Genomic DNA, 26191 nt, shown 5'->3' on the forward strand with positions numbered 1-26191 from the left:
CTTTCATTTCCTGCATTTCTTGCCACGTCAGGTTGCCAATTATGACGCATAGTTCCGCTCCGCGGCTTTCTATTTACTCACTTTTGGTGGGTGCAATAGCAGCAATTTTAATTGGTCTTTTTCTCTGGGCTATTGATAAGGGATTCGACTTAACCGACGAAGGATTTTATTTGCTGGGCTACACCTATCCCGAGGAGTATAGCTCCGGCTTTACAAGCTTTAACCTGCTGGTAAGCAAGGTGCTGAGTCCGGCTTACACCTCTATTATCGGGTACCGGGCAGCCAGCTTGTTTACAACAATCACGTCGGCCCTACTATTGGCAGCTGGTATCTGGAAATGGATACAGGAAAAATATCAGGCAGTATCGTTGCCGTACTGGCTAATTGCTGGTCTCTTCATTATTGGCAACTTTCTGCAGTACTCCATCTTTCCCCGAACTATTTTTTATAACAATATTAATTCTTTCTGCATAGCCATTTTTGCCAGCAGTATTCTACTGTACAGCGCTTACCCAAGCGCCGACAAGCTGAAATGGCGGCACGCTTACCTCTATATAGGAGCGCTCTTCGTTGGCCTTGATTTGTTTGTTAAAGGTAGCTCTAGCGTAGTGGCTTTAGGTACGGGCCTACTTGTGCTTAGCTTATATTCTGGCTTAGCCAACGTAAAGGAATGGTACAAACCAGTTGCTTTGGTCGTTTTAGGCTTTTTGTCAGGCTTGTTACTGTTTTTTGTTAGTATTCAGTCCTTTGGCGTTTGGAGTGCCAATTTTGTGCACGAAACTCGGCTGCTACTACAAACCAGCTATAATGGCGGCTTGCTGGTGCGTTACCTCAAAGATGCATACCCTATTATCCGTACGCTGATTTATCCTTTCTCTCCATTCATTCTGATGAGCTTCTTACTGACGCGGGCCTGCCTGCGCGGCAAGTTGCGTCTAACACCTCTGGTTCAGATTGGTATTGGGTTGGCAATCATAGCTTTTCTGATATACCAGGCGCTACGGACTGATTTATACAAGAATACGCACCTGAATTATAATCGGTCGGCGGTATGGTTTTTAGCTATCCTGCTGATTGTTACGGCAATGTTCTGCGCGGCCTACCTGGAGGAGCCATACAAGAAATTGAAATGGCGCAAGCTGATTATTGCAGGATGGCTGTTTATGTTACCTTTTGTAGGAGCGATAGGTACCTACAACAACTTGTTTATGAACTTCATGCTTGATATCAACTATTGGTTTGCCTTGATGTTGATTATGTTCGTCAGCATGCCCGTAGTGGCAAAAGCAGCAGCGGCCCGGGTCTTGGTGTTCCTAGTGCCGGCACTGGTCATAGCTGAGCAATGTGCCTACGGAATGCTGCTGGCTCCTTATGTACAAGCCGCCAATATGCTGGAGCAGACCGTGCCCGTCACGTTTGGTAAAACACACGCTCCGGCCGTACTAAACCTGGACCCCAAAACCGCGCAGTTTATGGGCGACGTGTCGCAGTCGATGAGCAAGGCCGGCTTTCAACCGGGCATGCCCATTGTCGCCATGTACGATTTGCCGGGCCTAGTATATGTGTTGAATGGAATATCACCGGGAAACCCATGGATATTCGGGCAGCTTGATGTACGAAACTGTGATGCACTGGCAAAAACCAAGATGGATTTGACCACGGCTTTTCTGCTGATTAATGAGAAACCAGGTGACGAGCTGCTAGCCTGTATGAATAATCATGGGATGCACTTTCCGCAGGATTACGTGGAAATCAAGCGGCTGCTGAGTCCCTACAATCCCAACCAGTATAACTGGCGAAATTATCAGGATACGCTAACCGTATATGCGCCCCGCAAGGTGCAGGCTGCTCAATAAGCGGCTCCAGCTGTCAGCCAGCATACAAACCCGCCGCACAGGATTACCTCAATTGCAGAATGCGGTAACCCTATGCGGCGGGTTTGTTATTAATAAATAGATATGGGTTTTGCATTATTTGTTTCGTTATAAATTGGTTTCAGCCAGTAGTTCTATTTTGCTTTTGTGAGTGCTCCCTGATTCAGGAACTACGTTGCCCGTCCAGTAAAAATGGAAGTACAGTAAAGCTGGTACTGGGGCCATGTTTTTAAGTGCAGCGAGGTATAAATCCGGCTCACTGAATTTCCATTTCGCTGTTCTGCAAAGCAATTGTCGAGCCGGAAGGTAGGCAGCCAGAGCAAGCGGCGGAGCCGGGCTTATCGTCGGGAAGGCTTGGTTAGCAGTTTCAGGATAGCTATAAACAAGCTATCTGCTACAAAATCCTTAACTTTGCCCCACCTAGAATTTGAGGGCTACCAACTTGATGAGGCGTTCTATAGCGACCTTTCCGGTAGTTTTGCAGGCAGGGCACAGCACATGAGCACCATAAACCTCCGTTATTCATCTGGCAGTATTAGTCCTATTCAGGCTTCTTTGCTGATGATTCGGGCGGGGGTGGTGCTTGACATGTCAGTTGCGACAGTTGAAGGGTGGCGAGGAGTAGGGCTTGGAGAAGTACAAAATATCTTCTCTATTCCAGCTCTGCCTTCCACTCCGGGTGATTTATTGGTAACGGCTTCCGTGGGGGCTGAGCTGTTTGCGGTAATGGGCCGCGGCTTAGCCGCCGGGCTGCATCTCAGTACTCACACCTTCATGAATTTATGAGCTGCTTCTGTTAGTAGCTTTCCTGAGGAGCTCCAGGTTTTCTGCCTCTATGTAGCTTACCAGCTATTATGGCCCGCATATTTTTCACTACAACATGTTTTCGCTTGTATGAGCATTAATGTAACCAAGTCTTATTTGCCTCCAATGGAGGAATATGCGGGCTATCTGGCGGGCATTTGGGAGCGGGTATATTTAACCAATGCTGGACCGTTGGTAGTCGAGCTGGAAAAGAGCCTGAAGGAATACTTAGGCGTGAAGCACCTGTTCTTTGTTAATAACGGCACCATTGCCCTGCAGATAGCGCTGAAGGCGCTGGACCTGAAAGGGGAGATTTTGACTACTCCCTTTTCCTACGTTGCCACCACCTCCAGCATCGTGTGGGAGGGGAGCACGCCGGTTTTCGTTGACATAGACCCTGAGACGCTGTGCATCAACCCCGAATTGCTGGAAGCTGCTATTACTCCCCAAACAGTGGCCATCATGGCAACGCACGTTTACGGGAATCCTTGCAACGTAGAAGCTATTGAAGCCGTGGCACAGCGGCACGGCCTGCGCGTTATCTACGACGCGGCGCATGCTTTCGGCGTCATGTATAAGGATATGTCGGTGCTCAACTACGGGGATGTTTCTACCCTGAGCTTCCACGCGACCAAGCTGTTTCACACCGTAGAGGGAGGTGCTATTGTAACCAACGATGATGACCTAGCGCACCGCATCAGCTACATGCGCAACTTCGGCCACAACGGGCCAGAAGCCTTCTGGGGAGTGGGCGTAAATGGCAAAAGCTCTGAGTTTCATGCCGCTATGGGACTGTGCGTACTGCCCAGGGTCGACGAGCTAATTCGCCGCCGCCGGGAAATCAGTGAGCTTTATGATGCCCTGCTGGCCGATACGCCGGTGCGCCAGCCCCGGCTGCAGGAGCACACCACGCGGTATAACTACTCATACTATCCCACCGTGATGCCATCCGAACCGGTGTTGCTGGCCGTGCGCGATGCCCTGAATGCCGCCGACGTAACCCCGCGCCGCTACTTCTACCCGTCGCTCAACACGCTCGAATACGTTGGGCATCAGCCGGCGCCGGTTTCGGAGGATATTTCCACGCGCGCCCTGTGCCTGCCGCTCTACTACGAGCTGACCGATGAGGAAGTACAGTTGATTTGCAGCATCATCAGATCCGCTTTGTAGAGTTGACCGCCGGAGCTTGCGGCCAGGTAAAGCGCTGATAAAATACCTTCCTCATTGAACAGCTAAAGGTTAACTGCATGCTAGTAGTAGGTGCCCGTGGCCATGCAATAGAAATTCTGCAGTGTCTGCCTCAGTTTGCGGCGGGCAATCTGTATTTCTTTGATGACGTGACGCCGGATCTGGAGCCGCTGTTGTTCGGACAGTTTCCGGTGCTGCGTAGCCTGGATCAGGTACCCGCGCTGTTTCAGCAGGACCCGGCCTTTGTGCTGGGGCTGGGCGGCGGCCGGCTGCGGCAGCAGCTGGCCGATAAATTCCGTGCGCTGGGCGGACAGCTGCAGTCGGTGGTGGCATCCTCGGCGCAGATTGGCCAGCACGGCGTCGTGCTAGGGGAGGGCCTGAACGTTATGCACCATACCTTTGTCGCCAATGCTACCCGGCTCGGGGAGGGCACTCTACTGAACGCGGGAGCAGCCGTGCACCACAACGTGACAGTGGGCAGCTACTGCGAAATCTCACCCGGCGCACGGCTGTTGGGAGGCTGCCGGCTCGGCGACATGGTGATGGTTGGAGCCAATGCCACAGTACTGCCCCGCCTCACGATTGAGGCTGGTGCCAAGATTGGAGCCGGTGCCGTTGTCATCCACGATGTGCCAGCTGGGGCTACAGTAGTGGGTGTTCCGGGTCGGGTGGTGCGGCGCCCGGTAGCAACCGAATAGTTGCACCTTTGCATAAGCTTTCCAGTCATTTAATACTTTCCCCGTTATGCCTACCGTAAGCGTCTGCTGTATTGCCTACAATCATGAACGGTTTCTGGCCCAGGCCATTGACTCAGTTCTGATGCAGAAAACGAGCTTTGACGTCGAGCTGGTATTAGGGGAGGATTGCTCGACGGACAGCACCCGGCAGATTGCCCTCGACTATCAGCGGCGCTACCCGGACCGTATCCGCTTGCTGCTGCCGGAGAAGAACCTGGGAGTGATGGGCAATTTCCTGGCAACGCTGGAGGCCTGCACCGGGACCTACATCGCCATCGTGGAAGGCGACGACTACTGGACCAGCCCCGACAAACTGCAGCGCCAGGTCGATATTCTGGAGCAACACGCTAGCTGCACCACCTGCATCCACGATGCAGAGGAGTTTATGGATGACGACTCCAAGCCGCCCCGGCTGTTCAGCGACAAGTACCCGGCGGCGCTGGCCAAGCATGAGAAGGAGATTACGCAGGGCGACATTGCCGAGCATGGCTGGTTTATTCCGACGGCTTCCATGTTGTTTCGCCGCTCGGCGCTTTTTCCCATTCCGCAGTGGATGCACGAGGCCTTCAGCGGCGACTACACCCTGCATTTGCTGCTGACGCGCACCGGTAACATGTATTACCTGCCCGAGGTAATGTCGCGCTACCGGGTGCACCCCGGCGGCATCATGTCGGCTACCCAGAACGAGCGAATTATTGCCCGCAACAAGAAGCAGATTTTTGAAACCAGCTACTACAAGCAAATGGTCGATAACCGGTACCACGGCCGTTTCAACGAGTTTCTGGAGGGTCTGCATTTCGACCAGAGTGTCCGCCTCAAGCAGGGAGGCAACACGCTGGAGAGCTACTACAATTACTGGAAGGCTATTTCGGTGGTCAGTAAGCCCCGCACCGTTAGCCACCTGAAACAACTTGCTTACCAGTGGTACAAAAAGCTTTCGGGCAAGTAGAAGTCAGTTGGCCTCGGCCCGCTACTTCCTGACCTCTACTCCCAGCTCCTTTTGCTATGAAGATTGCCCCCCAAGAACGCGGTATAACCGTCCTGATTTGTACCTATAACAGCGCGGCGCGAATCACAGAAACGCTGCAGGCGCTGGCGCAGCAGAAAATACCCGCTGCCACCTTTGGCGTGGAAGTAATTCTGGTCGATAATGCCTCATCGGATGCCACTTCACAGGTGGCCGCCACCACGTTCGAGCAGCTCAATTTCCCTTTCCCGTACCAGATTCTGTACGAAGGCAAAAGCGGCAAAAGCAACGCGCTGGAGTTAGGCTTTGCCACGGCCCGCTACGAGTACGTGTGCATCGTGGACGACGACAACTGGCTGCAGGAAAACTACCTGGCTCTGGCGTGGGAAGTAATGGAGCAAGACCCGCAGATTGGCGCGCTGGGCGGCATTGGCCGGCCCGAATGTGAAATTCAGCCCCCTTCCTGGTTCAAGGACTTCGCCGCCATTTACGCGGCCGACAAGCAGGCTACACACCAAGGCGACATCACGGCCGGCCCCAGCTACGTGTATGGCGCGGGCTGCGTGGTGCGCAAGGAAGCCTGGGAGAAAATCTACAAAGCCGGCTTCAAGTCTATGCTCACGGGCCGCCACGGCGACAAGCTGAGCTCGGGCGAAGACAACGAGATGTGCTACGCCTTCGTGCTGGCCGGCTACAAAATCTGGTATGATGAGCGGCTGCGCTTTCAGCACTTCATTCCGGCCAAGCGCCTGACCTGGGATTACGTGGAGCGCATATTTGCGGGCAACGCCGAATCCGAGGCTGCTTTACGGCCCTACATCGACTACATTGCGGCTCTGCACCGGTCTACGCAGGCTCAGAAGTCATTTATCTGGCTTCGGAACGCCAAGTATTCGCTGCAGTACACACTTTCCTTTCTGGGCAAAACGCTCCGGAACCGGGAGTTTTTCCGGGAAGGCGAAACGTCCGCCATTCGCGCCGGCTACTACTGGCAGCAATTCAAGGCGCTGGTCAAAAAGGAGGTTAGCGGCGACAAAAGCTACGACGAGGTGCAGGCCTTTATTGGCCGGCTGCGGGCGTTAGATAAGTAAACATACAGCCTACGCCCGCCGACAAATAACAGGCTCAGTGGGCTGGCTTCTACATTAAATTCTTGAGAAAGTGAACGGAATAACTGTTCTGATTTGCACGCATAATGGCGCTAAGCGCCTGCCCGATACGCTACGCTACGTGGCGGCCCAGCAGGTAAGCAGTACTGTGGACTGGGAGGTTCTGCTGATTAGCAATGCCTCTTCCGATAATACGGTGGAAGTCGCCCAAAGCCTGCAGCACACGCTCAATTTTCAGGTGCCGTTTCGGGTCTTGGAAGAGCCCGTGTCCGGTAAGGAAAATGCGCTGATTCGGGGATTTAATGACGCCGCTTACGAGAACATCGTCATCATCGATGACGACAACTGGATAGCACCAAACTACCTCACGCTGGTAGATGAAATTATGAGCGCCCACCCCGAAATCGGGGTGCTGGGTGGTCACGCCGAAGGTATGTTTGAAATACCGGCACCCGACTGGTTCGAAACGTTTCAGGCCGTGTACGCCGTTGGCCCCCAAAATGGTGGCAAAAGTGGTCCGTTACCGGCCCACGAAGGCTACCTCTACGGAGCCGGCTCGGTGGTGCGTAAGTCGGCTTGGCTGAAGCTGCTGGCCCACGGCTTTCAGTTCACGACCTCGACCAAGCGCGGTAAAATCATCGTGAGCGGAGAGGACGTGGAGTTGGGTGATGCCATGCAGCTGGCCGGCTACAAGCTGTGGTATGATGACCGCCTGCGTTTTAAGCACTTCATGTTCAAGGAGCGTCTCACCTGGAGCTACCTGATGCGCATTGGGCAGGGCACAGCTTCCTCGCAGCTTACCAGCATTGTGTACTACTTCATTTTCCGCAACCCGGACCTGACGGAAAGCAAGTTTCGCTTCCTTTACAACAAGCGGCTGGTATGGCTGGCCGGGCAGATGGCCCGGCAGCCCGGCAACCTGCTGAACGCCGCCTTCCGCCGGGATAAAGAAGGTCTGATTAGCAATTTTGAGACGTTACGGCTGTTCTATAATTTCCAGACGTCTTTAAAGCAGCGCGAGGAAGCAGTTAAAGTATTCCGGCAAATTAGTGCGCTACGCCAGCGCCTGAGCGGTAAATAGCCCGGCCAAGCCCCCGAATACTACCACCACAAGTAACGTCGATGAGTACTCCCAGTAACCGTATGCACATTGCAATAGCTTTCGATGAAAACTATCTGACGCCGGTGTATGCGTTACTCACGTCCATTTTTGAGAATAACCGGGCCGAGTCGATTGCTGTTCATGCTATTGTAACCGGCATATCGGCTGCCCAGCAGGAAGAACTCAAGCACTACGCCCGAATCTACGCGAGCGACATTTGCTTCTACGCGCTCAGCGAGAATTTCGCCACTGATTTTGCCATCCCATCGAGCCTGTGGTGGACGCCAGCCGTATATTACCGGCTAATGTTTCCCTCCCTGCTGCCGGCCCAGGTAGAAAAGTTTATTTATCTGGACACCGATATTGTCGTCCTAAAAGCCCTGCGGCCGCTTTATGATACTCCCCTTGATGGCTTCCCGATAGCTGCAGTTCGGGACTTTGTCGATTCGCGGCCTGACTTAGGCATTACCGCTGCCGATAGCTACTTCAACTCCGGCGTTATGCTCGTTGATCGGATAGCGTGGGTGCAAAATGACATCACGGGCAAGTGCATAGAGTTTATAAAACATAATCCGGAAAAGCTCAAATACGTGGATCAGGACGCGCTTAATGCAGTGCTGATTAACAAGTGGAAAAAGCTGGACAGCCGATTTAACATGATGCTGAATGAGCTGCCAGCCGGCGTACCGCTAAAGCAACTGCTGCATTTTCTGCGGGATACGGTTGTGGTGCATTATACCACCCAGAATAAGCCCTGGTCTATGATCGGGCGAAACCGGCTGCGCGACCTGTATTTCAACTACCTGAAGAAAGTGCCGAAGAAATACCGGCAGCGCTATAATGATTTCACGTGGGACCGTCACCGGATCCGGGAGATGATTGAAATCAGGTTGCAGGAGCTGGTAATTGATTATCCGGTATTGAGCACACCCTGGCGCCGGAAGTAGCCCGGTGACAGAGCTTGCCGGGTCAGCCACCGGCCGGGTGATAAGGGTAATTGCGCCGGGCGCCGTACCTTTGCGCTATTATGCCTACCACAACGTCGCCGCTCGTTTCCGTGATTATTCCTGTCTTCAATGCCGGGGAATACTTGCGGCCCGCTATTGATAGTATTCTGCAACAGACGTTTCAGGATTTTGAGCTCATCATCGTCGATGACTGCTCCCGCGACGAGAGCCTGGCAGTAGCCCGCAGCTACGAAGCCGACCCGCGCGTAACGGTGCTGGCCAACGCGCAAAACAAAGGCCGCTCTTTTACCGATAACTACGGTGCCGAATACGCCCGCGGCAAGTACATCGCCAAGATGGATGCCGACGATATCGCCCTGCCGCACCGGCTGCAAACCCAGGTTGATTTTCTGGAGCAAAACCCTGCGGTAGGCCTTACCAGCAGCTTTATGAAGTGCTTCGGGGAGTCGGATATTGTGTATGAGTATCCGATTTCGGCTGATGCCGTACGCAGCTTTATGCTGTTTAATATGCCGGTGGCTAACCCTACGGCCTTCTTCCGCCGCTCTTTGCTGCTGGAACACGGCCTGCGCTACGACGATACGATTCAGGACACTTTCGGCGAGGATTACGAATTCATCGCCCGCCTGGCCCAGGTAGCCGACATCGTGAATCAGCCGGAAATTCTGCTGCACTACCGCACCCTGCCCCAGACGCTGAAGGCCGATGTGCACGCCCGACGCAATGCCAAGTCCAACCAGATTCGGGAGCGGCAGCTGCGGGTGTTCGGCATTCCGTTTACCGAGCGGGAGCTGCTCGTGCACAACACGATTTCGTATTTCCCCTTCACCCTCGGCGACATCACGCTGGCCGAAGTGCACGCCTGGCTCTGGAAGGTGCATACTTTCAACCAGGCGCGCCGCTACGCTGCCCCCGATGCCATGCTACGCTGCGTAGCCGAGCGCTGGTTTCTGACCTGCTACCTCAACCCGGACAAGAAAGTAAACTCGCTGCGCGAATACCGGCGCCATACCCTGGCCCAGCATCACCAGCTGCCGGCTAAGCTGAAGGGTAAATTCATGCTGAAAAGCTACGTACTGCGGCATTTGTAAGGCGCCAGATTATGACGAACACTTCGACGCCCGTGCGTAAAAATATTCTGCTGCTTATTCCCCAGCTTACCTACGGTGGAGCAGAGCGCGTTTTTCATGACCACGGCCAACAGTTGGCCCAGCACCACCACGTGGTAGAATGTGTGTTTGACAGCGCCACGGAAGTTGCCTTCCCTACCTCCAATACCCTGGTAGCGCTGGACGTACCTGCCGGAGCAGGCGTCGTGGGTAAGCTGCGCAGCTTCATCGGCCGTATTCAGCGCGTGAAGGAGTTGAAGCGTGAGCACCGGATTGACGTGTGCATCAGTCACCTGGAAGGCGCTGACTACCTGAACCTGCTGAGCAAAGGTCCCGAGCAGGTGCTCTTGTGCATTCACAACTCCAAGCGCCACGACCCCAACATCCGCGGGGCACTGGGCTGGCTGCGACGGCGCGTGCTGATGCCCTTGCTCTACCGCTCCGCCGACCGCATCGTGCCCGTGAGCCGCGACCTGCGGCAGGAGTTGATCGATATGTTTGGCCTAGCACCCCGGAAGGTGTTGACCATCAATAATTTCTTCGATGTAGAAGGCATTCAGCGCCGGAGCCAGGAGCCACTGCTGCCCGCCGAGCAGCGGCTGTTTGCGGAGCATCCGATTCTGATAACGGCCGGCCGCCTGGCCCGCGAGAAAAACCAAACGGCCCTGCTGGAAGTGCTCAGCACGATGCGCGCGGCTGGCCAGCACTCGGCCAAGCTGGTACTGCTGGGCGACGGGCCGCTGCGCGCTGATTTGCTGCGCCGCTGCCTGGAGCTGGGGTTGCGGGCCTGGCAGGTGTGGGAGGAAGCACCCATGACGGCTGACTACGACGTCTACTTCCTGGGCTTCCAGAGCAACCCGTTTCAGTACATTGCCCGGGCCGCCGTGTCGCTGCTTTCGTCTTCCACCGAAGGCTTCCCGATGGCGCTGTGCGAAGCTATGGCCTGCGGCGTGCCCGTCGCCTCGACTGACTGTCCCACGGGGCCGCGCGAAATCCTGGCCCCGCAAACGCCGGCTACTGCCTATGCCCAAGGGCCGGAGTGGGCCGAGTTCGGTTTGCTGCTGCCCTTGCTCGGTGCCGGCCCGGCCTTAAGCCAAAGTGCGCCCGTGTGGGCCGATACCCTGAGCAGCTTGTTAGCCGATCAGGAGAAACGTACGTACTATGCCGCGCAAGCTTACCGGCGCGTCCAGGATTTTGCCCCCGGCAAGATTATGCAACAGTGGCAAGCCCTGCTAAACGAACCAACCAAATAATGAAGCTGCGTCACGTAATTGCCTACGTCTACAATAGTTGTAACGACCCCCTTTTCAAAGCCAATATGCTGCCCTTTATGCAGCACGCAGGCCGGCAGCAGCCCGACCTGCGCCAGCACCTGATTACCTACGAGCAGGAGGATTACGCCCTGACGCCCGCTCAGGCCGCCCAGATGCGCGCCGATTTGGCGGCTTACAACATCGAGTGGCACCCGCTGCAGTGGCACTCGGGCCGCTTCAAGCTGCTGAAGAAAGCCTACGATCTGCTGAGCGGCTTTTTCCTGGTAATGAAGCTGCGCTTCAGCCCGGGAGCCCGCAGCATCGGGGCGCTGGGCACCATTGCGGGGGCTTTTGCCTTCATTATGGCCAAGCTGCTGGGCCTGCGCTACTACGGTTTCCAGTACGAGCCGCACAGCGAGTTTATGCGCGACTGCAACGTGTGGCCCGAAACCAGCCTGGCCTACAAGGGCCTGCACTACATGGAGCGGGTGTCGGGTATGCACGCCGATATTCTCTCGACCGGCACGGTACACATGATGAACCGCATGAAGGAGTGGGGCTCACCGGCCAAGGTATACAAGCTGCCCAGCTGCGTGGATGAAACCAAAATCTACTTCCGTCCCGAGGGCCGGGAGCGGATCCGGGCCAAATATGGCATTCCGGCCGACCAGCAGGTGGTTCTCTACCTGGGGAAGTTTGGCGGCATCTACTACGACCGGGAAATTGCAGTGCTGTTTCGCGTGTTTCATAAGCTCAACCCCAACCTGTTTTTCCTGATTGTGTCGCCCGATGCGCCGGCTCACATTGCCAGTCTGATGCAGGCCGAGGGCTTGCCCGAAACCAGCTACACCATCACGCGCAGCCCCTACGAGCAGGTGCAGGAGTACATTTCCGCCGCCGATTTTGGCGTGGTGGCCGTGCCGTCCCAGCCGTCCCAGAAATTCCGCTCGCCTATTAAAGTAGGGGAATACCTATGCTGCGGCCTGCCGTACCTGGTGTGCGCCGGCGTATCGGAGGATGACTTGGTGGCCGAGAAATACGGTGTGGGCGTGGTGGTAAACGGCTTTTCGGAGGCCGAGGCTACGCGGGTGTACCCGCAGGTGGAGCAGCTGCTGAACCGGGAGAAAACCCAGCTGCGCCAGCAGTGCCGCGAGGCGGGCATTGCCTACCGGGGCCTGAGCCAATACCTGCCCACCGCCGATCAGATCTTCGCCCAGCTCTAGGATTTTTTAGGCGGCGGCGCGTAAAACCGCAGCCTCGCCGGCCGTGTTTCCGTATTACACGGCGGCGCAGATCTTCGGCCATTCTCTTACTTTTGTGGGCCCCGGTCGTCATGGCCCGTAGTGCACCCGCTAAGTCGTACAACCCCAACTTAATATCTCCTCAGATGAGCCAGGAACTAATTGATTTCGAAAAGCTGCAAGCCCATGCCAATGAGCTGAAGCAGCAGTGGAACGACCCGAAGAAGCCATTTCATTACTTGGTGTATGATGGTTTTTTCCGCCCCGAGGCGGCTGAGCAGATTTTGGAGGCTTACCCCGACGTGACGACCGGCAACTGGGATGGCACGACCTATATCAACCAGAAAAATAAGTTTGCCCTCACCAAGTTCGGCAATGAGTATCCGCTGTTGCAGCAGGTGTTCGACGAATTCAACGGCGAGAAGTTCCTCAAGGTGGTAGAAGGCATCACCGGAATTCCCGAGCTGTTGGGCGACGATGAGCTGTTCGGCGGCGGCCTGCACCAGTCCGTAACGGGCGCCTTCCTCGACGTGCACGTTGACTTCAACTACCACCAGACCACCAAGTACCACCGGCGCATGAATGCCATTGTGTACATGAACAAGGACTGGAAAGACGAGTACAACGGCCACCTGGAGCTGTGGGACATGAAGAAAAAGAAGCAGCTGGAAAACGTTGCTCCCCTGTTCAACCGCTGCGTTATTTTCGAAACCAACGAAGTTTCCTTCCACGGTCACCCCAAGCCTCTGGCAGCCCCCGGCGGCCTTACCCGCAAGTCGCTGGCTGTGTATTACTACACCAAAACGCGCCCCGCCAACGAAATTGCTGGGGAGCACAACACGGTGTATGTGAACACCGAAGGCACCGGCGGCCTGCTCAAAAACCTGAAGTCAGGTTTGAAAGCTGCCGTGGAACGCGTGAAGAAATGAGCTAAGCCAACCAGGCATTCCGGCACCTAACGGCCGGTGGCCTTGGGCTTGTAAGCACCCGCTCAGGTTCGCCTGGGCGGGTGTTTTGCTTTGTAGCCACTACCAGGCAATCTGACTAGCCCATCAGGACGCGGAGCCGCCGGTATAGAACTGGTATATGGCTGTGAGCACGCGCTGCTGGTCAGACTCGCTCAGCTCGTAATACAGCGGCAGGCGCACCAGGCGCCCGGCGTGGGCGGTGGCGTGGGGGAGGGGGCGGCCATCGTGCTGTGCCTGGTAGAACGGGCTGGCGTGCAGCGGCTGGTAGTGCGACACGGCCAGAATCTGCTGTTGCCCCAGATGCTGAATCAGCGCATCCCGCTCCCGCTGATTGTTGCAGAGTAGGTAGAAAATATGCGCATTGTGGCGGGCATACGTCGGCACAAACGGCAGCGCGCAGCAGCCTTGCCGGGCCAGCTCCTGCAGCGCCTCGTAGTAGCGGTGCCACTGGGCCATGCGCCGCGTCTGAATCTGGGGGAGCTGCTGCAATTGGCCCCAGAGGTAGGCCGCGTTCAGCTCAGAAGGCAGAAACGACGAGCCGATATCCACCCACTGGTAGCGGGCCACTTCGCCCCGGAAAAACGCAGCCCGGTTGGTACCCTTTTCCCAGAGAATTTCGGCCCGGGCCGCGAATACCGGGTCATTGATAGCCAGCAACCCGCCTTCACCGCAAATAATGTTCTTGGTTTCGTGGAAGGAAAAAGCGGCCAGGTGCCCCACCGCGCCCAGGGGCTGCGCATGGTAGAAGCTCTCAATGCCCTGGGCCGCGTCCTCCACGATAAACAGGTCCTTGTGCGTCTGCGCCAGAGCCAGCAGCGGAGCCATGTCGCAGGCCACGCCGGCGTAGTGCACCGGCACAATGGCGCGGGTACGCGGCGTTACCAAGGCCGCCACCTGGTCTACATCCAGGTTGGGATGATTCGGCAGGCTGTCGGCAAAGACGATTTTGGCCCCGCGCAGCACAAAGGCGTTGGCCGTTGACGTAAACGTGAAGGAGGGTACAATCACCTCGTCGCCGGGCCGGATGTCGAGCAGCAGGGCCGCCATTTCCAGGGCTGCCGTGCCGCTGGTGGTAAGCAGCGCGTGCTGCAGGTCGTAACGGGCTTTCAGGAACTGCTGGCTCTGCTGGGTGAAGTAGCCGTTGCCGGAAAGCTTGCCCCGGGCTACGGCTTCCTGAATGTAGGTCAGCTCCTGGCCGGCAATAAACGGCTTGTTGAACGGAATTGGGGCCTGCGCCATAGCTCTAGGTTGTGGCTTCCACTACGTACAGGGGCCGCTGGCGGACACTCTCGAAAATTTTGCCCACGTACAGCCCCACGGTGCCCAGGGCCAGAAGAATCAGTCCGGAAAAGAAGCTGATGGCCAGCAGCAGGCTGGTGTAGCCCGGCACGGTAATCTGCCCAATGGCGTAGCGCACCAGCGTGATAAGGCCGAGCAGAAAGGCCCCACCCGAGAGCAACAAACCGAGGTAGGCCATCAGGCGCAGGGGCTTGTCGGAGGAGGCCAGAATAACGTCGGTAGCCAGCCGCAGCCGGCGCGCAAAGCTGTAGGTGCCGGGCCGGCCCTCGGGCGCGTGCTGCACGGGCACGGTTATTTGCCGGAAGCCCACCCAGCGAACCATGGTGGGGAAGTAGCGGATACTCTCGCGCAATTGCCCCACGGCGGCCACGACCCGGCGGTGGTACAGCCCGAAATTAGCCACCCGCGGGTCTTGGTGCGTGCCGGTGAGGTAGGAGAGTAGGGCGTAGAAACCCCGGGAAATGCTGGTTTTCAGCCATGCATCCTGCCGCGAGGTGCGGCTGGCCAGCACCACGTCGTAGCCCTGCCGGGTGCGGGCGTAGAGGGCCGGAATTTCTTCAGGCCGGTCCTGCAGGTCGCAGTCCATTACCACTACCCACTCACCCCGTGCGGCGTCGAGGCCGGCCGTAATGGCGTGATGCTGCCCAAAATTGCGGCTGAGTCGCAGGCCACGAATGCGCGCATCAACTGCGGCCAACGCCTGGATTTTCCCCCAGCTACCATCCGGGCTGCTGTCGTCGACGAGAATGATTTCGTAGGAGTCGGTTAGTGGTGCCAGAACAGCGTGCAGGCGGGCCACCAGCTCATCCAGCAGATGCTCAGCCCGGTACACGGGGCTGACCACTGAGAAATAAGGCTTGGTGGGAGGGGTGGGCATGCGGGAACGACTCGAAGGCAGAAAAATGGACGGCCATGGCCGTCCCGTAGCGAAAATAAGCCACTACTTTGCCAAAGGTAATACGAGCCCAGGCTTTTGCCCCGAGAATAAAACGAGGGTAGGTCGGCGGCTTCTCTTTACTTAATTCCAACCCGAATTTTCATCCCATTCCGCTTTCTATGCCTGCCATCGGCTCTATAACTCACCTGGAATGGGACAGTGCCTTCCTCGGCTTTCCAACGGGCCAGCTGTATGCCTCAGGTATGGCAACTGAGGCGCTACGGGCTTTACTGGCGCAGGCCCAAAAAGAAGGATACAAGCTGCTATACTGGTTTGTACGGCCCGATGATGCTGCGTCCCTGGCAGCTGCAAGGGCTGTGGGCATCACCCCAGCAGACGATAAGCATACCTATGCCCGCGCCTTACCACCACTGCTGCCTTCGCCACTAGCCCCGGTGCAGCGGGCGGCCCCCACCGATGCTCCCGAGCTTTTGTCCCTGGCTTTGCAAAGCGGTGCGTATTCCCGCTTCCGCCTCGATCCGCTTTTCGGGCCCGCCGTGTTCGAGCAACTGTATGCGCAGTGGTTGCAGAACGCCCTGAATAATGACAAGGTGCTGGTGTGCCGGCAGCCAGGAACAGAGGGAGCGGCTCTGGGGCTGCTGACGCTCGAAAAGCAGGCTGCAGAGCTGACTATCGGCCTGTTGGCAGTGGATAGCCGCTGGCGGCAGCAGGGAATCGGGCAGGCCCTGCTGGCCGCGGCGTATCAAGAGGCGCAGGCGGCAGGATATACAGCGTTGCGGGTCACGACGCAGGGCGCCAACCCGGTGGCGTGCCGCTTCTACGAGCGGGCCGGCTTCGCGCTAATTGAGCGGCAGCTCGTGTTTCATCTGTGGCTGACGCCGCCGCAGTAGGCTTGTTGCTAGGAGTTGCCGTACTTTTGCAGTTCGCTTCGTATACGACGGCCTACTGGCTACTTCTCTGTTTATGCATATTTTGTTTTTGGTGCCGTATCCTCCCGGCAAAGCTCCTTCCCAGCGTTTCCGGTTCGAGCAGTACCTGCATTTTCTGGCCGGAGCCGGCCACACCTACCAGCTGGAGTCGTTTATTTCGGACGCTACCTGGAGTATTCTCTACAAGCCGGGCCACACGCTGAGCAAGGCATTGGGCATCATTGGCGGGTTTCTGCGGCGCTTTCTGCTCCTGTTTTCCGTCCCGAAGGCCGACTTTGTGTTCATTCACCGTGAAGCCTCGCCCATCGGGCCGCCCATCTTCGAGTGGCTTATTGCCAAGGTCTTCGGCAAGCGCATCGTCTACGACTTCGACGACGCCATCTGGATTCCGAATACCTCGGCGGCCAACAGCATCGTGGCTGGGGTGAAGTGGCACCACAAAGTGGGCAGCATCAGCCGCTGGGCCTACAAAATCAGTTGCGGCAACACTTACCTGCGGGATTATGCGCGGCAGTTCAATTCCAACGCCGTGGTCAATCCGACTACGATTGATACCGTCAACCTGCACAACCAGGTGAAAGACCAGCGCACCGATAAGCTGGTCATTGGCTGGACGGGTACGCACTCTACCATGAAGTATCTGGAGCAGGTAGTGCCGGTGCTGGCCGAGCTGGAGCAGCACTACGCCTTCGAGTTTCGGGTAATATCCAACCAGGAGCCGCAGCTGCCGCTTCGTTCCTTGTCGTTCCGCCCCTGGCGCAAAGACACCGAAATCGACGATTTGCTCACGTTCAATATCGGTCTGATGCCACTGGAAGACGACCCGTGGGCCAAGGGCAAATGTGCTTTCAAGGCCCTGCAGTACATGGCCCTGGGCGTACCGGCCATGGTGTCGCCGGTGGGAATGAACAGCGAAGTGGTGACGGATGGCGTGAATGGCTACATCTGCGCTTCTTACCAGGACTGGTACCAGGGGCTGGAAAAGCTGCTCAAAGACCACGACCTGCGCACGCGCTTTGGTCAGGCGGCCCGCGCTACCATTGAGGCCCGCTTCTCGGTAGAGGCAAACCGGACTAATTTTTTGGCGCTGTTTGCCTGAAACTGCATGATGTAGAGGGCCGCCAGGTAGAAGGGCATCAGCGGAATCTTATAGCGCACCAGCGTGCCGAAGTTACCGCTGTTGGTGCCGACTCCGATGGCAAAGACGATGGCAAACAGAAAGCAGAACGTGACGATAGGCGTGCTGGCAATCTGCCGGAAGCTCTTAAATATGCCCGTTCGATAAAACATCATCACCGTTAGGTAGATGAACATGGTGGCCTCCATAGCCGAGAGCAGCATAACCGGGTTGCGGGCCTCAAACAGGAAAGGCCGCCACAGGGCCACGACTATAGCCTGCGGAGCCACCGTAACAATGCTGCCCAGGCTACCGTCAATCGTACCGATATTATAGGCCGAGCCCTGGTCTTTGGTCAGACCGTAGAGGTATTCCTGGTTGATTTTAGTCCGCTCCCCGATTTTGTCCACGGCGAAACGGTCATCGTCGGCCGTCAGGTTGGTAGCACCCAGGTAGCCGGCTCCCAGGCCCAGCAGCAGAAAGAAGGGCTTCAGAATGGTGCGCAGGGCAGCACTTTTGATGCGGCGGTTATTTTCGATGAACACCCAGAGCAGGGCCGGCGGCATGAAGGAAAGCAGGATGTACACCTTTACCGTCATGATGACGTAGGCCGCCAGCAGACCCACAGTGGCCGAAAAAAGGATGTTTTTCTTGAGTACAGCCGCGTGGTAGAAGCCGTAGAACACCCAGCCCAGCGCCCCAATACAGATAGAGTCTTTCATGACGCCGGAGCCCCAGAAAAACACGGAAGGCAGAAAGAAAATAGCAATGGCCAGGCGCTTGTACAGCAGCGGATACGCCCGCACAAAGGTCAGGTACATGGCCCACATACCGCTGAAGCTGAGGCCCGCAAATACCAGGGCAATAACCGAATAGGTATTGAAGCTCAGCAGCGCAGCCACGGCGGCCACCCGCACCACGAAATACTCCGTCGTGGAGGTGTACCAGGGCATCTGGCTGGAGTAGCGCGAGGTGAGGGCATCAAATTCGCCGTCGGCAAAAATCAGCCGGATGGCCGCCGCCGGAGAATCCCCGAAGGCGTTGTAGATGATGGTGGAGTGCTTGGTGTAGTTGAACGTGTCGCCGCCGCCGTAGTAAAACTGGTAGACCACGCCCAGGGCAATGGCGCCAATAAACTTCACCGTAAGCGCCGGAATGAAGTAGCGGCGCGTGAAGGCATTCGTAACCTTGCCCCGCACGCCGTAGGCAATGCCGTAGAAGATGGCCAGGTAAAACGGCGTCAGCAGCAGGTCTTGTAATTCCATTCGGCAAAAGAGGGCAACCCCTTTATTTCTTGTTCTTCTTCACGTAGGCCTTTGCCTCCTTATACTCCGCCGACTTGTGCTCGGCCTTGCTGGCCACGACGTTGTAGTAGCGTAGCGCCGTTTGGGTGTCCTTTTCCTTATCAGCAATCTGGGCCAGCTTCTGATTGGCATACAGATAAAAGCCGCCGCTGGTGTCGCCGGTGCTTTCCGCAAATACGATACTGCGCTGGTAATAGTCTTTGGCTTTTACCCGGTCCTTGTACTTGTTCTGCATCAGCCAGCCCAAAAAGTAGGTGGCGTAGCGTCCACTGATGCCTTCGTAGCCCGGCAGGCCCCGATTGAGCTTGTCCAGAATTTCCCGGCTCACCCGCTCACACTCCGGAAAATTTCCTTCGTTAAAGCAGAGCAGGGCGTAAAAGCGCTGAAAATAAGCGTTGTCCGGAAAGGTATTGGCCAGGTAGCGCGCCACGGGCATGGAGGCCGCCGTGTTGTTTTCCTCGTTGTTGAGGATGCGCATCAGGAAGGTCTTGGCTTCCAGACCGGTGTAGAAGCCGTTGTCGGCCACACTCTTCAGCTGCTGCAAACCCAGGGCGCGGTTGCCTTTCGGGAAAAACAGCAGCACGGGCCGTAGCAGCGGGTAGTTTTCCGAAATCCAGACGGCGTAGTAGTTAAACAGGGCCTGGCCAAACAGAAACTCGGGACTCAGCCCGTTGGCTTCCTTGCTTTTCTCCAGGTAGTCGAGGGCCCGCTTGCTGCTGACGGTAGCTTTGCGCCAGTTCTTACGCTCGGCGTTCAGGCGGGCATCGAAGCCGTAGGCCGCCGACAGGAAAAAGCAGGCCTCATAGTTCTTGTTATCGGCCTCATACAGCCGCTCCCCGTAGGTGACGGCGGTATCCATGTAGGCGAAAAATGACTTGTCGTAGACCTTGGTCTGCACGTTGGTCGGTACAATTTTCCACCATTGGCTCAGGCCCAGTAAAAAGTAGGGCATGGGGTGCTGCGGGTAGCGGCGGCGCAGGGAGCGGAATTGCTTTTCGGCCTTGTCGTATTTGAAGTTGTAGAGGTTCTGAACCGCGCCTTCGAGCTCCGTCTGAATGTCCTTGTCGAGCAGGAGCCAGCCCTTGGTATCGACGGCTCCGGGCGCAATATCCACGTTTTCCAACTCGATTTTACGAATGGGCGCGGGCGTACGGGTTGTATCGGGCTGCTGGGCCTGCGCTGCCAGCGGCAGGAACAGAAGCAACAGGATAAAACGGAGTTTTTGAATCATGGGAGCGTTTGGTGGCGGGCGGGCGGGCAGCTTGCACTGACGTAAAGCCACGCAACGGAAAAGCTAAAGTATGACTTTTATCCTAGATTTGGACGAATAAACACGCTGCTATGGACCTTCTACGAACCTTATGCCAAATAGCTGCCCCGGCTGGCAATGAGGCCCCAATGACTGAATTCCTTCTAAACTACATTGCCCAGCAGCAAAGCTCGTGGCGTGTGCAGCCGCAGGTCTTAGCCGGGGAAGAATTTCAGGATTGCATTATTCTGGTATTCGGCAAACCCCGGACGGCCGTTTTTGCGCATATGGATAGTATTGGGTTTACGGTTCGCTATGGGCAAGAGCTGGTGCGTATCGGGGGCCCGCGCGCCGAAACCGGCTACAAGCTGGTGGGCCACGACGCGCAAGGCGATATTGCCTGCACTCTTACTGTCGATAAGCAAACCGGGGAGTTGGGTTATGAGTTCACCCGGCCCATTGCGCGGGGCACGGAGCTGACCTTCCAGTGCGACTTCCGCGAAACGGAAACCACGGTTCAGTCCTGCTACCTCGACAACCGCCTCGGCGTCTGGAATGCCCTGCGCCTGGCCGAAACCCTGGAAGATGGCATTCTGGTGTTCAGCTGCTGGGAAGAGCACGGCGGCGGCTCGGTAGCCTACTTGGCCAAGTACATCTACGAAAACTACGGGGTGCGCCAAGCCCTGATTTCCGACATTACCTGGGTAACCGAAGGCGTGCACCCGGGCCAGGGCGTAGTTATTTCCCTGCGCGACTCCCTGATTCCGCGCCGCTCCTACGTGGAGCGGATTCGGCGCATTGCCGAGCAAGCGGGTATTGCACACCAACTGGAAGTGGAAGGCAGTGGCGGCTCCGATGCCAAGGAGTTGCAGCACGGCGCCCAGCCCTGGGACTGGTGCTTTATCGGGGCTCCGGAAGACCATGTGCACTCGCCCGACGAGCTGGTCGATAAACGGGACATAAGCAGTATGGTGGCACTATACCAGGAATTGTTACGAGAATTGTAGAGCAAATACTTGGCTCGTTAGTCGTGGCGAAATGGCGCTATTACTGGCTGGCCGTGCCGCTCGTAACCTTCGGCAGCTACCTGCTCTACTGGGTCACGGAGCGGGTATCGGTTAACTACTTCCGCAAAGTATAGAAGCGCTGGGATATTAGGGCCGTACTGGGGTTGGATTTGCTTGTAAAACCTCTATTTTACAAGCACAAAGCTTTTCCAACTACCACCAAAACCCTAAAATCCCACCACCGCTTCTATGATGAATATTCTTTACGTAGCACCTGCGTTGGGCATACTGGCCCTCGTGTACACATGGGTTCGTTCGGGTTGGGTTACCAGGCAGGATGCCGGTGATGAGCGCATGCGCACCATTGCGGGCTATATTGCCGATGGTGCCATTGCCTTCCTGCGTGCCGAGTACAAGGTCTTGGCCTTGTTTGCCCTCATTGCCTGCGCCTTTCTGGGGTATCTGGGCACCACCGGCGAAAAGTCCAGTCCCGTCATCGTCATTGCCTTCCTGATAGGGGCGGTTTTCTCGGCCCTGGCCGGCTTCATCGGGATGAAGATTGCCACCAAAGCCAACGTGCGCACGGCCCAGGCCGCCCGCACCAGTCTGGCCAAAGCCCTGAGTGTGTCCTTTTCGGGCGGCTCGGTGATGGGCATGGGCGTGGCCGGCCTGGCCGTGCTGGGCTTGGGTTCGTTGTTTATCGTTTTCTACCAGCTTTTTGTAGTTAGCAAGGGTGGCGGTGCCAACGGCATTGAGATGGAAACGGCCCTGGAAGTGCTGACGGGCTTCTCGCTCGGCGCCGAAAGCATTGCGCTATTTGCCCGCGTAGGCGGCGGTATCTACACCAAGGCTGCTGATGTCGGCGCCGACCTTGTAGGCAAGGTAGAAGCCGGCATTCCCGAAGACGACCCCCGTAACCCCGCCACTATTGCCGATAACGTCGGCGACAACGTGGGCGACGTGGCCGGTATGGGGGCCGACCTGTTTGGCTCTTATGTAGCTACCATTCTGGCTACCATGGTGCTGGGCCGCGAGGTTGTAGCCGCCGGTGACCAGTTCAATGGCCTTTCCCCGATTTTGCTGCCCATGGTTATTGCCGGTATGGGCATCGTTGCCTCACTAATCGGCATTCTGCTGGTGCGTGTGAAGGAGGGAGGCAACGTGCAGGCTGCTCTCAACATGGGCAACTACGCTTCGGTCATCGTGTCGGGCATTGCGTCTTTCTTCATCATCCGCTGGATGCTGCCGCCTGGTGAACTGGTCATTGGCCGCGCCGGCTCGGTGCCCTTCACGTCCATGGACGTGTTCTGGGCCGTGGTAGTAGGCCTGGTGGTAGGCACTCTGATGAGCATCATCACGGAGTATTACACGGCCATGGGCAAGCGGCCCGTGATGAGCATCGTGCAGCAGAGCAGCACCGGCCACGCCACCACCGTTATCGGCGGGCTGGCCGTAGGCATGGAATCTACCGTGCTGCCGATTATCGTGCTGGCGGCGGGCATTGTGCTGTCGTTTGAGTTTGCCGGCCTGTATGGTGTAGCTATTGCCGCTGCGGGCATGATGGCCACCACGGCCATGCAGCTGGCCATCGACGCCTTCGGGCCCATTGCCGACAACGCCGGTGGCATTGCCGAAATGAGTGAGCTGCCCAAGGAAGTGCGCGAGCGGACCGATATTCTGGATGCCGTCGGCAACACCACGGCCGCTACCGGCAAAGGCTTTGCCATTGCCTCCGCCGCTCTTACGTCGCTGGCCCTATTTGCTGCCTTCATGGGCACGGCCAATATTTCCAGTATCGACATCAGCAACGCCCGGGTGCTGGCCGGCCTGTTCGTGGGCGGCATGATTCCCTTTATTTTCTCGGCCCTGGCTATTTCGGCTGTGGGTCGGGCGGCCATGGCTATGGTGCAGGAAGTGCGCCGCCAGTTCCGCGAAATTCCCGGCATCATGGAAGGTACCGCCCGGCCCGAGTACGAGAAGTGCGTGGCTATTTCCACCCAGGCTGCCCTGCGCGAAATGATGCTGCCCGGCGCCATTGCCCTGATTGTACCTATCATCATCGGTTTTGCCTTTGGGCCCGAAGTGTTGGGTGGCACGCTGGCCGGCGTCACCGTGTCGGGCGTACTGATGGCCATGTTCCAGAGCAACGCCGGTGGGGCCTGGGACAACGCCAAGAAATCATTCGAGAAGGGCGTGCTGGTAAACGGCAAGATGGAATACAAAGGCTCAGATGCCCACAAAGCCTCCGTCACTGGCGACACCGTCGGTGACCCATTCAAGGACACCTCCGGCCCTTCGATGAACATCCTGATTAAGCTCATGTCCATCGTTTCCCTGGTTATTGCGCCCCACATTGCGGCTCCTGAGAGGGGCGTTGCACCGCGGCCCATAGAGCGCCCCACATTGAGCCTGGAACCCAAGGTGCGCTATGCCGAGCTGACGCCTGAGGCAGCCAAAGTTCTGTTTGTGCTGCTGCGCGAAACCCGCTAGTGCCGCAAATCCCCGAGTGTTCCTGACCAATAAGCTGCCTCTCCTCACCGGGGGGGCAGCTTTTTTGTACTACCTTTGGCTTCCCGTTTTGCCCTGAGGACCAACCCAACCCGGATGCCATTGTCCACTATCTCGCTGCATGACAAGCAGTTTGCGCCTTACCTGACCGCCGGCCAAATCACGGCGGCTGTTCGTGAGCTGGCCGCTCAGCTTAACCGCGACTATGCCGGCAAGCAGCCGCTGTTCATAGCGGTTCTCAACGGCTCCTTCATGTTTGCCGCCGATCTGCTGAAGGAAATTCAGCTTCCCTGCGAAATTGCCTTCATCCGGGTGGCCTCCTACGAGGGCACCAGCAGCACCGGCACCGTGCGCGAAATCATGGGCCTGCAGGAAGAAGTAGCCGGCCGCGACCTGGTTATTCTGGAGGATATCGTGGACACGGGCCACACCATGAAAGCCCTTCTGGAGCTATTGCGGGCTAAAAACCCGGCCTCCGTGGAAGTTGCCACCCTTTTCCTCAAGCCCGAGTGTTTGCAGCACGAACTAGCGCTACGCTACGTTGGCCTGAGCATTCCCAACGATTTTATTGTGGGCTATGGCCTTGATTATGACGGCTTAGGCCGTAATTATCCCGACGTCTATACCGCCGTTTAGCAGAAGGGCATACCCTAAACTAGTTGCCTGCCGTAAGGAGCCTTTTGTTTCCGATTCGTTATCTTTCCCAACTCCAGCCGCTTTTCCTCTCCCGCGAAATACCCCGCTTTTATGCTCAATATCGTACTCTTCGGCCCGCCCGGCGCCGGCAAAGGAACGCAAAGCCAGAAGCTGATTGCCCGTTATAACCTCGTGCATCTTTCTACCGGCGACTTGCTCCGCTCCCAGATTACGCAAGGTACCGAACTTGGTCTGCGGGCAAAAAAGCTCATGGATGAAGGCCTGCTCGTGCCCGACGAAGTGGTTATCGGCATGATTGAAAGCCAGTTGGCTAACAACACCACGGCTGCCGGCTTCATCTTCGACGGCTTCCCCCGCACCGTGCCCCAGGCCCAGAGCCTCGACGCCCTGACCCAGCGCTACGATACCGGCGTAAGCTGCATGATAGCCCTGGAAGTAGCCGAAGAAGAGCTGGTGAAGCGCCTGCTGGAGCGCGGCAAAACCAGTGGCCGCCCCGACGACCAGGACGAAACCAAAATCCGTAAGCGCGTGACGGTGTACAACACCGAAACCGCACAGGTAGCCAGCTACTACGCCCAGCAAAGCAAGTTTCACGGCCTCAATGGCATCGGCGCCATCGACGATATCTTCGGCCAGATCTGCGCAATCGTAGATCAGCACCAGCCTGCTACGCCCGTGGCCGATAGTCAGGCTGCAACCGACGAAGTAAAAGCGTAACTTTGCGGCTGTAACCGCATCCTCTTGTCATCCTGACGCGAAGGAAGGACCTTATCACGTAAGAACGGTTGTTGTCGCAACAGCTCGTTCTGGCCTGGTAAGGTCCTTCCTTCGTCAGGATGACAGCTGTTTTTTCGACTTACGTGAAGATTCAGCTTTCAACATTCAACATTTCCCGCTGTGGCCTCCAATAACTTCATCGACTACGTCAAAATCAATTGCCGCTCCGGAAAAGGCGGCTCCGGCTCGGGCCACTTCTTCCGCGCCAAAGGTCTGCCCAACGGTGGGCCCGACGGTGGTGACGGCGGCCGCGGCGGCCACATTATTCTGGAAGGCAACTCCCAGCTCTGGACCCTGCTACACCTGCAGTACCGGAAGCACCTCATTGCTCAGCCCGGCGAAAGCGGCGGCGAAAACCTGCGCACCGGTGCCCAGGGCGAAGATATTATCATTCAGGTACCGCTCGGTACCATTGCCCGCGACGCTGAAACCGGCGCGAAAAAGCTGGAGATTACCGAGCACGGCCAGCGCCTGATTCTGACGCCCGGTGGCCGCGGCGGCCTGGGCAACGACCACTTCAAGTCCTCCACCAACCAGGCGCCTACCTACTTCCAGCCCGGCGAGCCCGGCATCGATGAGTACGTGATTCTGGAGCTGAAGCTACTGGCCGACGTGGGCCTGGTGGGTTTCCCGAATGCCGGCAAAAGCACGCTGCTGTCGGTAGTATCGGCGGCGCGGCCCAAGATTGCCGATTACGCCTTCACCACGCTGGTGCCCAACCTGGGCGTGGTGGCCTACCGCGACTACAAGTCGTTCGTGATGGCCGATATTCCCGGTATTATCGAGGGCGCGGCCGATGGCAAAGGCCTGGGCACGCGCTTCCTGCGCCACATTGAGCGAAACTCGATTCTACTGTTCATGATTTCGGTGGACAGCAAGGATATTGCCGAGGAATACCAGATTCTGCTCAGCGAACTAAGGCAGTTCAACCCCGAGCTGTTGGAGAAAAAGCGTCTGCTGGCCATTACCAAGGCCGATTTGATTGACGACGAGCTGGAAGCCGAAATCCGCGAGACGCTACCAACGGATTTACCAACCATCTTCATTTCCAGCCTGGCCAACAAGAACATCATGCAGCTCAAGGACATGATCTGGCAGGCGTTGCACGCCAAGGAGTAGCCCGCTG

The 26191-nt window shown here is 57.0% G+C and carries 23 protein-coding genes; 19 read left to right on the forward strand and 4 right to left on the reverse strand.

Annotation, left to right across the window (positions count from 1 at the left end):
• Window positions 1–41 precede the first annotated feature (41 nt).
• The 12 genes from LGH70_RS19145 to LGH70_RS19200 all read left to right on the forward strand — a co-directional run bounded on the left by LGH70_RS19145 (window position 42) and on the right by LGH70_RS19200 (window position 13281).
• Complete coding sequence (locus LGH70_RS19145; RefSeq protein WP_226189009.1) at window positions 42–1856, forward strand: hypothetical protein; 1815 nt, start codon at window positions 42–44, stop codon at window positions 1854–1856.
• Window positions 1857–2285: 429 nt separating this feature from the next.
• Window positions 2286–2660, forward strand: coding sequence for a hypothetical protein (locus tag LGH70_RS19150; RefSeq protein WP_226189011.1), 375 nt, complete (start codon window positions 2286–2288; stop codon window positions 2658–2660).
• A 108-nt stretch (window positions 2661–2768) separates the two neighbouring features.
• Window positions 2769–3848, forward strand: coding sequence for a DegT/DnrJ/EryC1/StrS family aminotransferase (locus LGH70_RS19155; protein ID WP_226189014.1), 1080 nt, complete (start codon window positions 2769–2771; stop codon window positions 3846–3848).
• Between the two features lie 77 nt (window positions 3849–3925).
• The gene (locus LGH70_RS19160) at window positions 3926–4564 is read left to right on the forward strand and encodes a NeuD/PglB/VioB family sugar acetyltransferase (protein ID WP_226189017.1); all 639 of its coding nucleotides are present in this window, start codon (window positions 3926–3928) and stop codon (window positions 4562–4564) included.
• 46 nt (window positions 4565–4610) lie between these two features.
• Entirely contained in the window at window positions 4611–5552 is a 942-nt protein-coding gene (locus LGH70_RS19165; protein WP_226189020.1) for a glycosyltransferase family 2 protein, read from the forward strand.
• Between the two features lie 56 nt (window positions 5553–5608).
• Window positions 5609–6661 carry a glycosyltransferase gene (locus tag LGH70_RS19170; protein WP_226189023.1) on the forward strand — a complete coding sequence of 351 codons (1053 nt, stop codon included), beginning with the start codon at window positions 5609–5611 and terminating at the stop codon, window positions 6659–6661.
• Between the two features lie 70 nt (window positions 6662–6731).
• The gene (locus tag LGH70_RS19175; RefSeq protein ID WP_226189025.1) at window positions 6732–7760 is read left to right on the forward strand and encodes a glycosyltransferase; all 1029 of its coding nucleotides are present in this window, start codon (window positions 6732–6734) and stop codon (window positions 7758–7760) included.
• Window positions 7761–7822: 62 nt separating this feature from the next.
• The gene (locus LGH70_RS19180; RefSeq protein WP_226189027.1) at window positions 7823–8728 is read left to right on the forward strand and encodes a glycosyltransferase family 8 protein; all 906 of its coding nucleotides are present in this window, start codon (window positions 7823–7825) and stop codon (window positions 8726–8728) included.
• 80 nt (window positions 8729–8808) lie between these two features.
• Window positions 8809–9840 carry a glycosyltransferase family 2 protein gene (locus LGH70_RS19185; protein WP_226189029.1) on the forward strand — a complete coding sequence of 344 codons (1032 nt, stop codon included), beginning with the start codon at window positions 8809–8811 and terminating at the stop codon, window positions 9838–9840.
• An 11-nt stretch (window positions 9841–9851) separates the two neighbouring features.
• Window positions 9852–11111, forward strand: a complete 1260-nt coding sequence (locus tag LGH70_RS19190; protein ID WP_226189031.1) for a glycosyltransferase — start codon at window positions 9852–9854, stop codon at window positions 11109–11111.
• 65 nt (window positions 11112–11176) lie between these two features.
• Window positions 11177–12334 (forward strand): glycosyltransferase, encoded by a 1158-nt coding sequence (locus LGH70_RS19195; RefSeq protein WP_226189033.1) that lies wholly within the window; start codon window positions 11177–11179, stop codon window positions 12332–12334.
• Between the two features lie 164 nt (window positions 12335–12498).
• Window positions 12499–13281: a 2OG-Fe(II) oxygenase gene (locus LGH70_RS19200; RefSeq protein ID WP_226189035.1), complete on the forward strand. Its 783-nt coding sequence runs from the start codon at window positions 12499–12501 to the stop codon at window positions 13279–13281.
• Window positions 13282–13404: 123 nt separating this feature from the next.
• Here LGH70_RS19200 and rffA read toward each other — a convergent pair whose 3' ends face one another.
• Together rffA and LGH70_RS19210 are read right to left on the reverse strand one after the other, a co-directional pair.
• Window positions 13405–14559: a dTDP-4-amino-4,6-dideoxygalactose transaminase gene (gene rffA, locus LGH70_RS19205; RefSeq protein WP_226189037.1), complete on the reverse strand. Its 1155-nt coding sequence runs from the start codon at window positions 14557–14559 to the stop codon at window positions 13405–13407.
• 4 nt (window positions 14560–14563) lie between these two features.
• Window positions 14564–15496, reverse strand: coding sequence for a glycosyltransferase family 2 protein (locus LGH70_RS19210; protein ID WP_226189040.1), 933 nt, complete (start codon window positions 15494–15496; stop codon window positions 14564–14566).
• Between the two features lie 179 nt (window positions 15497–15675).
• Here LGH70_RS19210 and LGH70_RS19215 point away from each other — a divergent pair, with 179 nt between their 5' ends.
• Both LGH70_RS19215 and LGH70_RS19220 read left to right on the forward strand, forming a co-directional pair.
• A complete protein-coding gene (locus tag LGH70_RS19215) occupies window positions 15676–16407 on the forward strand; it encodes a GNAT family N-acetyltransferase (RefSeq protein WP_226189043.1) in 732 nt (243 codons plus the stop codon).
• Between the two features lie 73 nt (window positions 16408–16480).
• The gene (locus tag LGH70_RS19220; protein WP_226189046.1) at window positions 16481–17545 is read left to right on the forward strand and encodes a glycosyltransferase family 4 protein; all 1065 of its coding nucleotides are present in this window, start codon (window positions 16481–16483) and stop codon (window positions 17543–17545) included.
• Here LGH70_RS19220 and LGH70_RS19225 read toward each other — a convergent pair.
• Both LGH70_RS19225 and LGH70_RS19230 read right to left on the reverse strand, forming a co-directional pair.
• The gene (locus LGH70_RS19225) at window positions 17467–18828 is read right to left on the reverse strand and encodes a hypothetical protein (RefSeq protein ID WP_226189047.1); all 1362 of its coding nucleotides are present in this window, start codon (window positions 18826–18828) and stop codon (window positions 17467–17469) included. The two genes, LGH70_RS19220 and LGH70_RS19225, sit on opposite strands and share 79 nt — an antisense overlap.
• Before the next feature lie 22 nt (window positions 18829–18850).
• On the reverse strand, window positions 18851–20098 hold the full coding sequence (locus LGH70_RS19230; protein ID WP_226189048.1) for a tol-pal system protein YbgF: 1248 nt from the start codon (window positions 20096–20098) through the stop codon (window positions 18851–18853).
• Window positions 20099–20208: 110 nt separating this feature from the next.
• Between LGH70_RS19230 and LGH70_RS19235 the strand changes: the two genes are divergently transcribed.
• The 5 genes from LGH70_RS19235 (at window position 20209) to obgE (ending at window position 26184) form a co-directional block, all read left to right on the forward strand.
• Entirely contained in the window at window positions 20209–21123 is a 915-nt protein-coding gene (locus LGH70_RS19235) for a M20/M25/M40 family metallo-hydrolase (protein WP_226189050.1), read from the forward strand.
• 249 nt (window positions 21124–21372) lie between these two features.
• Complete coding sequence (locus tag LGH70_RS19240) at window positions 21373–23613, forward strand: sodium-translocating pyrophosphatase (protein ID WP_226189052.1); 2241 nt, start codon at window positions 21373–21375, stop codon at window positions 23611–23613.
• Window positions 23614–23727: 114 nt separating this feature from the next.
• Window positions 23728–24267, forward strand: coding sequence for a hypoxanthine phosphoribosyltransferase (hpt, locus tag LGH70_RS19245; protein WP_226189054.1), 540 nt, complete (start codon window positions 23728–23730; stop codon window positions 24265–24267).
• A 111-nt stretch (window positions 24268–24378) separates the two neighbouring features.
• Window positions 24379–25005 carry an adenylate kinase gene (locus tag LGH70_RS19250; RefSeq protein WP_226189055.1) on the forward strand — a complete coding sequence of 209 codons (627 nt, stop codon included), beginning with the start codon at window positions 24379–24381 and terminating at the stop codon, window positions 25003–25005.
• A gap of 180 nt (window positions 25006–25185) precedes the next feature.
• Complete coding sequence (gene obgE / locus LGH70_RS19255) at window positions 25186–26184, forward strand: GTPase ObgE (RefSeq protein ID WP_226189057.1); 999 nt, start codon at window positions 25186–25188, stop codon at window positions 26182–26184.
• Window positions 26185–26191: the final 7 nt, after the last annotated feature.

This window comes from Hymenobacter nitidus (genome assembly GCF_020447315.1).
GTDB classification, from domain to species: Bacteria; Bacteroidota; Bacteroidia; order Cytophagales; family Hymenobacteraceae; genus Hymenobacter; species Hymenobacter nitidus.